This is a genomic window from Kocuria sp. CCUG 69068 (genome assembly GCF_020833785.1).
In the GTDB taxonomy this organism is placed as follows: Bacteria; Actinomycetota; Actinomycetes; order Actinomycetales; family Micrococcaceae; genus Kocuria; species Kocuria rosea.
In genome coordinates, this window is sequence record NZ_PDDL01000030.1 from 22,581 (window position 1) to 36,933 (window position 14,353).

10 protein-coding genes are annotated in these 14,353 nt (G+C 74.0%); 7 read left to right on the top strand and 3 right to left on the bottom strand.

Going from position 1 to position 14,353, the window contains the following annotated elements; genetic code table 11:
- Positions 1–21: 21 nt before the first annotated feature.
- From CRM73_RS08120 to CRM73_RS08130, 3 genes are all read left to right on the top strand, one after another.
- The gene (locus tag CRM73_RS08120; protein WP_229587329.1) at positions 22–1,188 is read left to right on the top strand and encodes a glycerate kinase; all 1,167 of its coding nucleotides are present in this window, start codon (positions 22–24) and stop codon (positions 1,186–1,188) included.
- Positions 1,189–1,652: 464 nt separating this feature from the next.
- Positions 1,653–2,972, top strand: a complete 1,320-nt coding sequence (gene allB, locus CRM73_RS08125; protein WP_126347035.1) for an allantoinase AllB — start codon at positions 1,653–1,655, stop codon at positions 2,970–2,972.
- Positions 2,973–3,176: 204 nt separating this feature from the next.
- Entirely contained in the window at positions 3,177–4,562 is a 1,386-nt protein-coding gene (locus tag CRM73_RS08130; RefSeq protein ID WP_176336913.1) for an 8-oxoguanine deaminase, read from the top strand.
- Positions 4,563–4,757: 195 nt separating this feature from the next.
- Here CRM73_RS08130 and CRM73_RS08135 read toward each other — a convergent pair whose 3' ends face one another.
- Both CRM73_RS08135 and CRM73_RS08140 read right to left on the bottom strand, forming a co-directional pair.
- A complete protein-coding gene (locus CRM73_RS08135; protein WP_109243103.1) occupies positions 4,758–6,365 on the bottom strand; it encodes a nucleobase:cation symporter-2 family protein in 1,608 nt (535 codons plus the stop codon).
- Between the two features lie 158 nt (positions 6,366–6,523).
- Positions 6,524–7,021, bottom strand: coding sequence for a nucleoside deaminase (locus CRM73_RS08140; RefSeq protein WP_229587330.1), 498 nt, complete (start codon positions 7,019–7,021; stop codon positions 6,524–6,526).
- A 394-nt stretch (positions 7,022–7,415) separates the two neighbouring features.
- On the opposite strand from CRM73_RS08140, the gene CRM73_RS08145 reads away from it, so the two are divergent.
- Genes CRM73_RS08145 through moaA form a run of 4 tightly spaced genes read left to right on the top strand, consistent with a single transcriptional unit; the run spans position 7,416 to position 13,291 of the window.
- Positions 7,416–8,927, top strand: a complete 1,512-nt coding sequence (locus tag CRM73_RS08145; protein ID WP_229587331.1) for an FAD binding domain-containing protein — start codon at positions 7,416–7,418, stop codon at positions 8,925–8,927.
- Complete coding sequence (gene xdhB / locus CRM73_RS08150; RefSeq protein WP_229587332.1) at positions 8,924–11,308, top strand: xanthine dehydrogenase molybdopterin binding subunit; 2,385 nt, start codon at positions 8,924–8,926, stop codon at positions 11,306–11,308. Before CRM73_RS08145 ends, xdhB begins: the two co-directional genes overlap by 4 nt.
- Position 11,309: 1 nt before the next feature.
- Entirely contained in the window at positions 11,310–12,164 is an 855-nt protein-coding gene (xdhC, locus tag CRM73_RS08155) for a xanthine dehydrogenase accessory protein XdhC (protein ID WP_229587333.1), read from the top strand.
- Positions 12,161–13,291 carry a GTP 3',8-cyclase MoaA gene (moaA, locus tag CRM73_RS08160; RefSeq protein WP_229587334.1) on the top strand — a complete coding sequence of 377 codons (1,131 nt, stop codon included), beginning with the start codon at positions 12,161–12,163 and terminating at the stop codon, positions 13,289–13,291. Before xdhC ends, moaA begins: the two co-directional genes overlap by 4 nt.
- 39 nt (positions 13,292–13,330) lie before the next feature.
- On the opposite strand, the gene CRM73_RS08165 is transcribed toward moaA, so the two are convergent.
- Positions 13,331–14,251, bottom strand: coding sequence for a lysylphosphatidylglycerol synthase domain-containing protein (locus CRM73_RS08165; protein ID WP_229587335.1), 921 nt, complete (start codon positions 14,249–14,251; stop codon positions 13,331–13,333).
- Positions 14,252–14,353: the final 102 nt, after the last annotated feature.

Below are 14,353 nucleotides of genomic sequence, written 5' to 3' on the forward strand. Positions count from 1 at the left end.
ACAGAACAGGAGGCACGCCCCGTGCGCATCGTCGTCGCCCCGGACAAGTTCAAGGGTTCGCTGGAAGCCACCGACGTGGTGGAGCACCTCGCGGCGGGCATCCGGTCCGTGGAGCCGTCCGCCACGGTCGTGGCCGTCCCGGTGGCCGACGGCGGCGAGGGCACCCTCGACGCCGCCGTCGGCGCCGGATTCGTCGCCTGCTCCACCACCGTGACCGGTCCCGCCGGGAACCCCGTCGAGGCAGGGTTTGCCCTGCTCGACCGGACCGCGGTGGTGGAGATGGCCCTGGCCTCGGGACTGGCCGCGCTCCCCGTGGACGAGGACGGCGCACCCGTGCTCGACGCCGGGGGCGCCACCAGCCGCGGCACCGGGGAACTGGTCCGCGCCGCCCTCGATGCCGGAGCCACCCGGATCGTCCTGGGGGTGGGCGGCAGCGCCTGCACCGACGGCGGTGCGGGGCTGCTCCAGGGCCTCGGCGCTCGCCTGCTGGACGACGAGGGCGCCGAGCTGGGCCGCGGAGGCGCCGAGCTCGCCCGGCTGGTCCGGGTGGACCTCACCGGGCTGGATCCCCGGGTGCGGGACGCACAGTTCGTCCTGGCCGCGGACGTCGACAACCCCCTCACGGGGACCAACGGTGCGGCGGCCGTGTTCGGCCCGCAGAAGGGCGCCGACCCGGATCTCGTCGCATCCCTCGATGCCGCCCTGACGGTCTTCCGGGACCGGCTGGCGGACGCCCTGGGCCCGGCCGCCCTGACGGCGGCCGGGGCCCCCGGCGCCGGAGCCGCCGGCGGCGTGGGCTATGCAGCCCTCGCCGTGCTCGGGGCCCAGCGCCGCCCCGGCATCGACGTGGTCCTGGAGTTCGTGGGGCTCGCCGACCGGATGGCGGGCACCGACCTGGTCGTCACCGGGGAGGGCAGCCTCGACGAGCAGTCGCTCGGCGGGAAGACCCCCATGGGGGTCGCCACCACCGCGCACGCCGCCGGCGTCCCGGTGGTGGCCGTGTGCGGCCGCACCACCCTCGACGAGGAGACCCGCAGGGCTGCCGGTTTCGTGCGCACCTATGCCCTCACCGAGCTCGAGCCGGACCCGCGGGTCAGCATGCGCGAGGCCGGCAGGCTGCTCGAGCAGGTGGGCGCCCGGCTCGCCCTCGAGCTCCCCGCTTTGCTCACGGGGACCCGACCCAACTGATCGATCCGGCGGCCCGCGCGGACGCCGAAGACGAGGAGGAGCTCCGAATGACGGAGAAGAAGACGCCGCAGCGGCCGGGGACCACCGACCGGGGCGGGAAGCAGAGCAACGAGCAGGGGCACCGACCGGATCCGGGTCAACCGTCCGCGGAGCCCGGACAGCGCGCGGACGACGCTTCTGACGCCGCAGGGCGTGCGCAGCAGGTGAGTGCGGACCCTGCGGCGATCGCCCGGGAGGACTCCGCCCGCGCGGCCACCAAGCCGGCCGCCGCCCGGAGCGCCTTCGAGGCCGAGCAGGCGCACAAGCTGGACGTGAGCCACGACGTCAACGACCCCGAGCGCGTGCGCCGGCTGATCGCCGACTACAAGCGGGAGCACGGGATGCCTGCCGATGCCGCGGAGGCCTCCCGCCCGGCGTCGGGTGACGCCGGCACCGATGCGCACGGCCACCGCGAGTTCGACCTCGTGGTGCGGGGGCAGAACGTCTCCTGCGGGGACCACTTCGCTCCCCGCGAGGTCGGCGTGCGCAACGGCAGGATCGTGGCCATCGAACCCCTCGGCGCCGGCCTGGTCGGCCGCGAGGTCGTGGAGCTGGCCGAGGACGAGCACCTGCTGCCCGGCCTGGTGGACACCCACGTGCACATCAACGAGCCCGGCCGCACCGAGTGGGAGGGGTTCGCCTCCGCCACCCGCGCGGCCGCCGCCGGGGGCGTCACCACGGTCCTGGACATGCCGCTCAACTCGGTCCCGGCAACCGTCAACGTGCCGGCCCTCGAGTACAAGCGCCTCTTCGCCCAGAACAACGTCTTCGTGGACGTCGGCTTCTGGGGCGGGGCGATCCCCGGCAACAAGCCCGACCTGCGCGAGCTGCACGACGACGGCGTCTTCGGCTTCAAGTGCTTCCTGCTGCACTCCGGGGTTGACGAGTTCCCCCATCTGGAGGCCGACGAGATGGAGGAGGACCTCGCCGAGATCAAGACGTTCGACTCGCTGATGATCGTGCACGCAGAGGACTCCCGGGCCATCGACCGTGCCCCGCGGCCCGAGGGGGACGTGTACGAGAACTTCCTGAAGTCCCGCCCGCGCGGCGCCGAGAACCTGGCCATCGCCGAGGTCATCGAGCGCACCCGCTGGACCGGCGCCCGCTCCCACATCCTGCACCTGTCCTCCTCGGACGCTCTGCCCATGCTGGCCACCGCGAAGCGGGACGGCCTGGACATCACGGTGGAGACCTGCCCGCACTACCTCACCCTGCTCGCCGAGGAGGTGCCCAACGGCGCCACCGCCTTCAAGTGCTGCCCGCCCGTGCGGGAGGTCGGCAACCGGGAGCTGCTGTGGCAGGGCCTGATCGACGGGACCATCGACTTCATCGTGTCCGACCACTCCCCCTCGACCCTGGACCTCAAGGACCTCGACAACGGCGACTTCGGGGTGGCTTGGGGTGGGGTCTCCTCGCTGCAGCTGGGGCTGTCCCTGATCTGGACGGAGGCGCGGCGCCGCGGAGTGGACCTGGGCCGCGTGGTGGAGTGGATGTCGACGAAGCCCGCCCAGCGGGCCGGCCTGCGTGCCAAGGGCAAGGTCTCCATCGGCTACGACGCCGACCTGGTGGTCTTCGCGCCCGACGACGCCTTCGTCGTGGACGCCGGGAAGCTGCATCACAAGAACCCCATCACCCCGTACCAGGGCAAGGCGCTGTCCGGAAAGGTGCGCAGAACCTATCTGCGGGGCAGCGCCGTGGACTTCCGGTCCCCGACGGGCCGCCTGATCCGGCGCGGGGAGAGCTGACCGGACGCCGGACGGGCCCGTCGTCGTCAGGGCCCGGACGGTTGAAGGCCAACATCCGCCGGTGCTACGGTCACCGGGACCGCGGGAGCGGTCTCCTGGATCAGCAGACAGGACCTCACTGAGCTGGCGGCGCCGCGTGCCGCCCTCGGACCACACGAGGCGCACGGCGCCGGTGACGAGACCTGCGACCGATCGGAGAACCCTGTGCGTCCCCACACCTCGAACCCCGGCTCCCACCTGCTGTGGCTGCGCGAGCCCCTGGCCCTGTACACCGGCGAGGACACCTCCGCGGACACGGCCGGCGGTGTCGTGGTGGACACCGCCTCCGGCACCGTGGTGGAGCTGGTCCCGGCCGGCGGAGCCCCGACCGTTCCGTGCGGGGTCCTCGACGCCCGGGAGCACGTGGTGGTGCCCGGGCTGATCAACACGCATCACCACTTCTACCAGACGCTCACGCGCGCCTGGGCGCCCGTGGTCAGCGTCCCCCTGTTCCCGTGGCTGCGGGACCTCTACCCCGTGTGGGCCCGCCTGCGCCCCCGCGACCTGCAGCTCGCGACCACGGTGGCGATGGCGGAGCTGCTGCTCTCGGGCTGCACCACGGCGGCCGACCACCACTACCTGTTCCCCGGCGGCATGGAGCACTCGATCGACGTGCAGGTCGAGGCCGCCCGGAACCTCGGCATGCGGGCCGTCCTCTCCCGGGGATCCATGAGCCTGGGCGAGCGCGACGGCGGGCTGCCCCCGCAGCAGACGGTGCAGGAGGCGGAGACGATCCTCGCCGACAGCGCACGCCTGGTGGGGACCTACCACGAGCGCGGCGACGGCGCCCGGACCCAGATCGCGCTGGCCCCGTGCTCACCGTTCTCGGTGACGCGGGAGATCATGCGGGACACCGCCGTCCTGGCCGGCGAGCTGGACGTGCGGCTGCACACCCACCTCGCCGAGACCATCGACGAGGAGGACTTCTGCCGGGAGCGCTTCGGGCTGCGGACGGTCGACTACCTCGAGTCCACGGGCTGGCTCACCGACCGGACGTGGCTGGCCCACGGCATCCACTTCGACGACGCCGAGGTGGCCCGCCTGGGCGCGGCCGGGGTGGGCGTGGCCCACTGCCCCACATCCAACATGCGCCTGGCCTCCGGGATCTGCCGGGCCGTGGAGCTCGAGGAGGCGGGAGCCCCCGTGGGGCTCGGGGTGGACGGGTCCGCCTCCAACGACGCCTCCAACCTGGTGCAGGAGGTCCGGCAGGCCCTGTACGTGCAGCGGCTGCGCTACGGGGCGGAGGCCGTGACCCCGGAGCGGGCCCTCGGCTGGGCGACGCGCGGCTCCGCGCGTCTGCTCGGCCGCCCGGACCTCGGTGTGCTGCGCCCGGGCGCCCAGGCGGACCTCGCGATGTTCCGGCTGGACGGGCTGCGCTTCTCCGGCGCCCACGACCCGCTCTCCGCGCTGCTGCTGTGCGGCGCGGAGCGCGCGGACCGGGTCATGGTGGGCGGGCGCTGGCTCGTGGAGGACGGTGCGATCACTGGTCTGGACGTGGAGGCGCTCACCGCCGAGCACTCCGCGGCGGCCCGCCGCCTGGTGAACGCCTGAAGCTCCCGGCCCCGCCGGGCCCGGCGCTCGCGGACCGGGCCGGGGCGGGGCGCCGCGGCCCGGTGGCAGCGAGCTGAGCGGACCGGCCCGGACACCATCGCAGGGGCGTTCCCCGCTTCCGCCCGGCGGTGCGCCGGTTGGAGGCGGGGAACGCCCCTGGTCGAGGCCTCGCACGTGGGGTGCGAGCCCGGGTGCTCAGGCCGTCGCGTCCTTGGCGGCGAGGACCGTCCGGATCTGTCCCGTGTGCGTGATCTCCCCGTCGTCGATCATCCTCCGGACGTCGTCGAAGTGGTGCTCCGCCACGACCGCCACCTCGGCTCCGTCGCTGTCCACCACGGCACCGTCCTGGATCCGGTCGCCCTCCCGCAGGTGCGCCAGGGTGTCCGCCCGGACGACCCGCACCGGCGCCGCCGCCATGACGGACTGGTGCCGGGAGTTGCCGGCGGCCAGCTCGTTGAACAGCAGGTTGAGAGCGATGGCCACGAGTGCTGCGGCGCTGATCCCCGAGCCGAGGATGGTCTGCGTCCAGGAGGGGAAGCCGGCGTAGAACTGGGGCGCGGCCACAGGGATGAGGCCGAACGCGAAGGCGACCGCCACGATGACGAGGTTCATCGAGTTGTTGAAGTTCACCTTGCCCAGCGTGCGCACGCCGGAGGAGGCCACCGTGCCGAAGAGCACGATCGACGCGCCGCCGAGGACCGGGGTGGGAATGGCCGCGACGACCTCGCCGATGACGGGGAACAGCCCCAGTCCCACCATGATGACGCCGGCGGCCGTAACCACGAAGCGGCTGCGGACGCCCGTCACCGCGACGAGGCCCACGTTGGCGGCGAAGGCCGTCTGGGTGAACGAGTTCAGCAGCGGCGCCCCCGCGGAGGAGAGCATGTCCGCCCGCAGGCCGTTGGCCACGCGCTTCGAGTCGACCTTGGCCCCCGTGATCTCGCCCACCGCGAGGATGTCCGCCGTGGTCTCGGTCATCGTCACGAGCACCACGATGAGCATCGAGATGATCGAGGCGACCTCGAAGGTCGGGGGGCCGAAGGCCAGGGGCGTTGGGAAGGTGACGATACCGCCCTGGCCCACACCGGAGAAGTCCACCATCCCCATCGTGTGGGCGATCACGGTGCCGAGCACGAAGGAGAGCAGGATGGACAGGCGCGAGATCATCCCGACGCCCACCTTGGACAGCACCAGCACGATGAGCAGGGTGATCCCGGCGAGCGCGAGGCTGCGGGGGTCGGCGGCGCCGCCCTCCCCGCTGCCGGCGGCCCAGGAGATCGCGACCGGCAGCAAGGAGATGCCGATGACCGTGATCACCGTTCCGGTGACCACCGGCGGGAACAGCCGGAGGACGCGGGAGAACGCGCCGGCGAGCAGGAAGCCCACCACCGAGGAGACGAGCACGGCCCCGAAGATGGTGGTCAGGTCGTTGCCACCGGCCAGGATCGCGAGCATGGGGGCGACCCCGGCGAAGGACACGCCCTGCACGAGCGGCAGCCTGGAGCCGAGGAAGGGCGCCCCGAAGCTCTGCAGGACGGTGGCGACCCCGCCCATGAGCAGGCAGGAGCTGATGAGGAGGGCGATCTCCTCGCCGGAGAGCCCGGCGGCCTGCCCGATGATGAGGGGGACGGCGACGATGGCGCCGTACATGGTGAGGACGTGCTGGAAGCCGTAGGCGGTGGTCCGCCCCAGCGGCAGCCGCTCGTCCTCCGGTCCGGGTGCGGGCGCCGGGCGCCCACGGCGGATCGTGCGGGCCGCGGTCGTGCGGGCGTCGGTCGGACGGTCAGGTGTGGTCGATGACATGGAAGGAGCCTCCTTCAGCGCGCAGGCGTCGGCTCTGCTGCGCAAGGTCCGGCGATCCTCTGTTTTTCCGGGGCCCGGCCGCTGCCGGCGGGGCTCCCGTGAAGTGTCCAGATCTGATGGTCCCGGTAGGAGCCGACCGGGGCGGCGGGGTGCTCGGATCAGTACGCGGTGCGCTGGGCGTTGCCGGCCCAGGCCTCGAACGGCTCCGTGCGCGTGGCGAGGGCGACGTGGCGGACCGGAAGGGCCCGGTCCCGCTCCTGCGCGCTCCGGGCGAAGAACTCGTAGAACTCGGCGTCGTCGAATCCGCCGGCCGCGGCGTCGTGCCGGTCGGCGGCGAAGTACACCGCGTCCAGCCGGGCCCACAGCGAGGCCGAGAGGCACAGCGGGCACGGTTCGCAGCTGGTGTAGAGCACGGCCCCGCTGAGGTCGAAGGTCCCCAGCTCGCGGCAGGCGCTGCGGATGGCCATGACCTCCGCGTGCGCTGTGGGGTCGTGGTCCGCCGTCACGCGGTTGACGGCGGAGAACTCCCGCCCGTCCGCGGTCACGACGACGGCGCCGAACGGCCCGCCGTCGCCGGCGGCGTTCTCCGCCGCGAGCTCGACGGCACGTTCCAGGTGGAGCTGGGTGCGCGGAGCGGTTTCGTGGATGGTCGACATGATGCTCAGGTCCTCACGGATCGTGGGGAACCCGAGAAACGGCTTGTCTGTCGGCGGGCCCGCCCGGCTGTCAGATCATGCCCGGTAGATAGCCCCGGTCGACCGGGGCCCGCCTTTGGCTGAGGCCAACCTAGGGGAGATCGACGTGATCCACAACACATTGTGGAAGAATTCTTCCAGATACACCCTGACCCGGTGGTGGCGCCCGAACTCTTGCGACCCCGTCACGGCGTGGTTATGGTGTGACTCAGCCTACGGCGGGTCCTGAAGCGGACTATCTACCGGGCGAGCAACGACGAATCGCGCTGGTCCGCCGCCAGAGAGCTCCCGGTACCCCCGGGGAACCACCTGACTCCAGGTCGCGGCCAGTGGCATGCACCGAGGAGCAGCAGGCATGAGCGACATCCGAGTGACGGTCAACGGTCGTACCCGGAGCTGTGACGGGCTCGGCCCGCACACCCGGCTGCTGGACTGGCTGCGCGGCGAGGGACTGACCGGGGCCAAGGAGGGCTGCGCCGAGGGCGAGTGCGGTGCCTGCGCGGTGCTGGTCGCCCGGCCGGACGGCGAGGGACGCAGCCGGTGGACCTCCGTCAACGCCTGTCTGCCCCCCGCCGCCGCCTTCGACGGCCAGGAGGTCGTCACCGCCGAGGGGCTCGGGTCCGCCCCCGGGGCCGGCGCGCCGGCGGCGCTGCACCCCGTCCAGCAGGAGATGGCGTTCCGGGGAGGCTCCCAGTGCGGCTACTGCACGCCGGGGTTCGTCTGCGCCATGGCCGCCGAGTACTACCGCCCCGAGCGCGGCACCTCCGGCGCGGCCGACGAGGCGCAGACCGGCACCGCGGTCACCGGCGAGGAGCACGCGGCCGGCCACGAGTGCGGGCCCAACGGGTTCGACCTGCACGCCCTGAGCGGCAACCTCTGCCGCTGCACCGGCTACCGGCCCATCCGCGACGCCGCCTACGCCCTGGGGACTCCGGCCGACGCCGACCCCCTGCTCCGGCGCCAGGAGCGGCCCGCGCAGCCCGCCCCGCCCACCCGGGTGGAGGCCGACGGCGCACGGTTCGTCCGCCCCGGCTCCCTGGACGAGCTCTTCGAGCACCTCGAGCGCGAATCGGGGGCCCAGCTGATCTCCGGTTCGACGGACGCGGGCGTGGAGGTCAACATCCGCCACACCCGTCCGCCGCTCTCCCTCGCCGTGGACCGGCTCGAGGAGCTGCGCACGCTCGCGGTGGGACACGATCGGATCGAGATCGGTGCGGCCCTGAGCCTGTCCGAGGTCGAGCGCGGCCTCGCCGGACGGGTGCCCCTGCTCGACCAGCTCTTCCCGCAGTTCGCCTCCCGCCTGATCCGCAACGCCGCGACGTTCGGCGGCAACCTCGGCACCGGATCGCCCATCGGGGACTCGGCCCCGGCCCTGCTGGCCCTGGGCGCGTCCGTGGTGCTGGCCTCCGCCGGGGGCGAGCGCGAGGTGCCCCTGGACGAGTACTACACGGGGTACCGGCGCAGCGTCCGCCGTCCCGGGGAGATCATCCGCGCCGTGCGGATCCCGCTGCCTCTCGCCCGGCACAGCGGGTTCCACAAGATCGCCAAGCGGCGCTTCGACGACATCTCCAGCGTGGCCGTCGGCATCGCCGTGCAGGTGGACGCCGGGACGGTCTCGTCCGCGCGGATCGGCCTGGGCGGCGTGGCGGCCACCCCGATCCGGGCGCACGGCGCGGAGCGCCTCCTCGACGGGGCGCCGTGGAACCGCGACACGGTCGTCGCCGCGGCGGCCGCGCTGGCCGGGGAGGGCACCCCGATCGACGACCACCGGGCCAGCGCCCGCTACCGCTCGGCCATGCTCGAGCAGGCCCTGCTCAAGTTCTGGGCGCAGCACGCGCCCGCCCCCGATCTGGAGGTGTCCCGTTGAAGTCCCTCGCCGACCGCCCCGTCGACCCCGTGGTGGGCGCGCCCGTCCCGCACGAGAGCGCCGCGCTGCACGTCACCGGCACGGCCCTGTACACCGACGACCTCATCGTGCGCCACCAGGACGTGCTGCACGCCTGGCCCGTGCAGGCCCCGCACGCCCACGCCCGCGTGCAGGACCTGCGCACCGCCCCGGCCCTGGCGGTCCCCGGGGTGGTCCGGGTCCTCACCGCGGCGGACGTGCCCGGGGTCAACGACGCCGGCACCAAGCACGACGAGCCGCTGTTCCCCGCCGAGGTCATGTTCTACGGGCACGCCGTGTGCTGGGTGCTGGGCGAGACCCAGGAGGCCGCCCGGCTGGGCGCGGACGCCGTCGAGGTCGACTACGAGCCGCTGCCGTCGCTGGTCACCGTGGCGGAGGCCGTCGAGGCCGGCAGCTTCCAGGGCGGTCAGCCCACCGTCAGCCGCGGGGACACGGGCACGGCGCTGGCCGGCTCCGCCCACCGCTTCAGCGGGGAGTTCGAGTTCGGCGGCCAGGAGCACTTCTACCTGGAGACCCACGCCTCCTTCGCCTACGTGGACGAGGGCGGGCAGGTCCTGGTGCACTGCAGCACCCAGCACCCCACGGAGACCCAGGAGATCGTCGCCCACGTCCTGGGTCTGCACAGCCACGAGGTCACCGTGCAGTGCCTGCGCATGGGCGGTGGGTTCGGCGGCAAGGAGATGCAGCCGCACGGCTACGCCGCCGTCGCCGCCCTCGGCTCGGTGCTGACGGGCCGGCCGGTGCGGCTGCGGCTCAACCGCACCCAGGACCTCACCATGTCCGGCAAGCGTCATCCGTACCACGCCCGGTGGGAGGCCGGCTTCGACGAGGGCGGTCACCTGCAGGCCCTGGAGGCCACCGTCACCAGCGACGGCGGGTGGAGCCTGGACCTCTCCGAGCCCGTGCTGCAGCGCACGCTGTGCCACATCGACAACGCCTACTGGATCCCGCACGTGCAGGTCCACGGCCGGATCGCACGGACCCACAAGACCTCCCAGACCGCGTTCCGCGGCTTCGGCGGCCCGCAGGGCATGCTGGTGATCGAGGAGGTCATGGGCCGCTGCGCCCCGTTGCTCGGCCTGGACCCCACGGAGCTGCGCCACCGCAACCTCTACGTCCCCGGCCAGACCACGCCCTACGGCCAGCCCGTCCGGCACGCCGAGCGGCTGCGCACCATCTGGACCCAGCTGCTCGACCGGGCCGAGGTCGAGCGCCGCCGCGAGGAGATCGCCGCCTTCAACGCCGCCCACCCCGACACCAAGCGGGCGCTGGCGGTCACCCCGGTCAAGTTCGGCATCTCGTTCAACCTCACGGCCTTCAACCAGGCCGGCGCCCTCGTGCACGTCTACAAGGACGGGTCCGTGCTCATCAACCACGGCGGCACCGAGATGGGACAGGGGCTGCACACCAAGATGCGCCAGGTCGCGGCCACGGCCCTGGGCGTGCCCCTGGAGACCGTCCGGCTCGCGCCCACCCGCACGGACAAGGTGCCCAACACCTCCGCGACGGCCGCCAGCTCCGGGGCGGACCTCAACGGCGGGGCCGTGAAGAACGCCTGCGAGCAGATCCGCGACCGGCTGGCCGAGGTCGCCGCCCGCAAGTTCGACATCCACCCCGATGACGTCCGGTTCGTCGACGGCACGGTCACCGGGATCGGCTTCCATGACCGGCAGATGTCCTTCGCCGAGCTCGCCCACGACGCCTACTTCCAGCGGATCTCGCTGTGGGCCGCCGGGTACTACCGGACCGAGGGGCTGCACTGGGACGGCGCCCGGATGCAGGGCGAGCCGTTCAAGTACTTCTCCTACGGCGCCTCCGTCTCCGAGGTGGAGGTCGACGGCTTCACCGGCGCGTACCGGCTGCTGCGCACCGACATCGTCCACGACGTGGGCGACAGCCTCTCCCCGCTGATCGACGTGGGGCAGATCGAGGGCGGGTTCGTCCAGGGCGCCGGCTGGCTCACGCTCGAGGAGCTGCGCTGGGACGAGTCCGACGGGCCGCACCGGGGCCGGTTGGCGACCCAGGCGGCGAGCACCTACAAGCTGCCGAGCTTCTCGGAGATGCCCGAGGAGTTCAACGTGCACCTCTTCGAGGAGGCCACCGAGAGCGGCGTCGTCTACGGCTCCAAGGCCGTGGGGGAGCCGCCGCTCATGCTGGCCTTCAGCGTGCGCGAGGCGCTGCGGGAGGCCGCGGCCGCGTTCGGGCCGGGCGGGCGGAGCACCGAGCTCGCGAGCCCCGCCACCCCGGAGGCCGTGTTCTGGGCGGTCCAGGAGGCGCGCCGCGCCCTGCCCGTGGCGGACGTCGCCGCCTCGGCCGCTCCGGCCGCTCCGGCGGCGCGCTGACGTGGACTGGCTGGACGCGCTGCAGCACCTGCGCGCGGCGGGCGCACCGGGGGTGCTCGCCACCGTCACGGAGGTGCGCGGGCACGCCCCCCGGGAGGCGGGGGCCAAGATGGTCGTGGCCGAGACGGACACGTGGGACACCGTGGGCGGAGGCAACCTCGAGGCCACGGTGGTCGAGCGGGCGCGGGTCCTCCTCGCCACTGGGGCCACGGTCCCGGAGACGCTGACCTTCTCGCTCAACGAGCACGCCGCCGTGGAGCACGGGCGCCAGTGCTGCGGAGGCGTGGTCAGCGTGCTGCTCGAGCCCCAGGGCGCCCGCCCCGTGGTCGCCGTGTTCGGTGTGGGCCACGTGGGTCACGAGCTCGCCCGGGTGCTGTCCCGCCTGCCCCTGAACCTGCACCTGGTGGACAGCCGGGAGGGTCAGCTGGCCCCCGCCCGGCTGGCCGACGTCACCGACGGAGCCGCGCAGGTCCGCCTCCACCACAGCCCCGTCCCGGAGAACGTGCTGGCCGGGCTGCCGGCCGGGGCGCACGTGCTGATCATGAGCCACGACCACGCCGAGGACTTCGTGCTGTGCGACGCCGCGCTGCGCCGGGACGACCTCGGCAGCGTGGGCCTGATCGGCTCCCGGGCCAAGTGGGCCCGCTTTCGGCAGCGGCTGCGCGCGGAGGGCCATGCGGAGAGCACCGTGGATCGCATCACGTGCCCCATAGGTCTCCCGGGCATCCCCGGCAAAGCGCCCGCGGTGATCGCGATCAGCGTCGCCGCCCGCCTGCTCCAGGACCTCGCCGGCGCACCGGCTGCGGCGCCCGCGGACCCTGGACGCCCGTCCGAGACGATCGAGGCGGTGACATGAGCGTTTCCCTGGGACTGCCCCGGCTGCGCAGCACCGGTCCGGGCCCCAGCGGCGCCCCGGCCGGGGCCGGGCTGATGGACCGCCACGGCCGCCGCGCCACCGACCTGCGACTGTCGGTGATCGACAAGTGCAATCTGCGCTGCACCTACTGCATGCCCGCCGGCGGCCTGCCCTGGCTGCCCGCCGCCCAGCTGATGACCCCCGCCGAGATCACCCGCATCGTGCGCGTGGGCGTCGAGCAGCTCGGGGTCACCGAGCTGCGCCTGACCGGCGGGGAGCCCCTGGTCCGGGCCGACCTCGAGGACATCATCACCGGGATCCGTGCTACCCACCCGGACCTGCCGGTCTCGCTGACCACCAACGGCATCGGTCTGGCCGCCCGCGCCCAGGGCCTGGCCGAGGCCGGGCTGACCCGGATCAACATCTCCCTGGACTCCCTGGACGCGGCGACCTTCCGCGCCCTGGCCCGCCGGGACCGCCTGGCCGACGTGCTGGCCGGGGCCGAGGCGGCGGCCGCGGCCGGGCTGACCCCGGTGAAGATCAACGCGGTGCTGATGCGCGGGGTCAACGACCACGAGGCCCCGGAGCTGCTCGCGTGGGCGCTGGCGCGCGGCTTCGCGCTGCGGTTCATCGAGCAGATGCCCCTGGACGCCGACCACGGCTGGACCCGGGCGGAGATGGTCACCGCCGCCGAGATCCGTCACCGGCTCGCCGGCCGGTTCCGGCTGGCCCCGCACCCGGGCCCGCGCGAGGGCGCCCCGGCCGAGCTGTGGGACGTCCACCCCCGCACCCCCACCCCGGACGAAACCCGGGCCGCCGGCGCCGGGGGCTCCGGTGGCGCACCGCTGGGCACGGTGGGGGTCATCGCCTCGGTCACCGAGCCCTTCTGCGGCGACTGCAAGCGGACCCGGATCACCGCCGAGGGCAGGATCCGGTCCTGCCTGTTCTCCCACGAGGAGGTCGAGCTGCTGCCGCTGCTGCGGGCCGGTGCCACCGACGGACAGCTGGCCGAGCGCTGGCGGGCGGCGATGTGGGCGAAACCGGCCGCCCACGGCATGGACCACACCGGCTTGGACTCCTCCGACTACGTCCAGCCGGAGCGCTCGATGAGCGCGATCGGAGGCTGACGCGCACCACGGGCCTCCCGACGCCGGTCGACCGGCTCGTCACCCGCGGGGAGAACCGGCTCGGGGAGAACCGGCTCGGGGAGAACCGGCGCGCCGGGGCAGCAGCCAGCCCGCCAGGACCACGGCTCCCGGCAGGGCCGAGATCAGGGCGAGCAGCCCGTAGCCGATCGAGATCGCGAAGCCGGTCCCGGCGGGCAGGCCGTGGGCCATCGCGGCCAGGGTGGTGATCCCCTCCCGCGGACCCCAGCCGCCCACCCCGACGGGCACGGACATCCCGGCGAGGCCCAGCACGGTGGTCCCCCACAGGTTCGCCAGGGTCTCCTGGGGTGCGGTGCGCACGGCCGCCAGCAGGAACAGCCCCTGGTAGCAGGCCCAGGCGAGCACGGACAGCGCCCACACCCCGGCCCGGTCCCGCGCCGGGGCGCCGCTCGTGGAGCGCCAGGCGACGGCACCCACGGCGAGCGCCCCGAGGCCGAGGACCGTGGCGAGCCAGCCGCCGACCGCCAGGGCCGGGACGACCCCGGCCGCGAGGAGCACGGACGTCCCCGCCAGCCGTTCGCCCAGCACGGAGCCGCCGGCGCCGGGCCAGCTGTCGCCGCGCCGGCGGCGGCGCAGCACCCGCACGGCGTCCCCGGTCACGCCCCCGGGCAGCAGCAGGTTGACGAGCCCGGACGCCCAGCACTCGCCCAGCGCCTCCCGGAAGCCGATCGGTGTGGCCCGGTTGCGAGCCACCAGCCGCCAGCGCTGGGCCTGGGCCGCGGTGGCCACGAGCCCGGCGCCCAGGGCGAGCGCCACGGTGGCGGGGGTGAGGATCCCGACGGCGCTGCGGACCGCGTCCGTGCCGAGCACGCGGAACAGCATGGCGAGGAGGACCAGCCCGGCCACCGCTTGCCCGGCGGCGAGCAGCACGCGGAGTACGGGCCGCCGCCGCGTGGGGGCGGGCGTGGTCTCGGCGGGCATGGGCGCAGTCTAGCCACCGCCCGCCGCCGCCCGGATTGACGCGGCGGGCCGGGCCCGCCCAGGATGAAGACCCCCGACGCGGAAGGCGACCGCATGCCCCTG

Bases quoted from the DNA above. Each gene is read 5' to 3' on its own strand.
- CRM73_RS08165 (WP_229587335.1), bottom strand. From the start codon at position 14,251: ATGCCCGCCGAGACCACGCCCGCCCCCACGCGGCGGCGGCCCGTACTC.
- CRM73_RS08135 (WP_109243103.1), bottom strand. From the start codon at position 6,365: ATGTCATCGACCACACCTGACCGTCCGACCGACGCCCGCACGACCGCG.
- CRM73_RS08145 (WP_229587331.1), top strand. From the start codon at position 7,416: ATGAGCGACATCCGAGTGACGGTCAACGGTCGTACCCGGAGCTGTGAC.
- moaA (WP_229587334.1), top strand. From the start codon at position 12,161: ATGAGCGTTTCCCTGGGACTGCCCCGGCTGCGCAGCACCGGTCCGGGC.
- CRM73_RS08140 (WP_229587330.1), bottom strand. From the start codon at position 7,021: ATGTCGACCATCCACGAAACCGCTCCGCGCACCCAGCTCCACCTGGAA.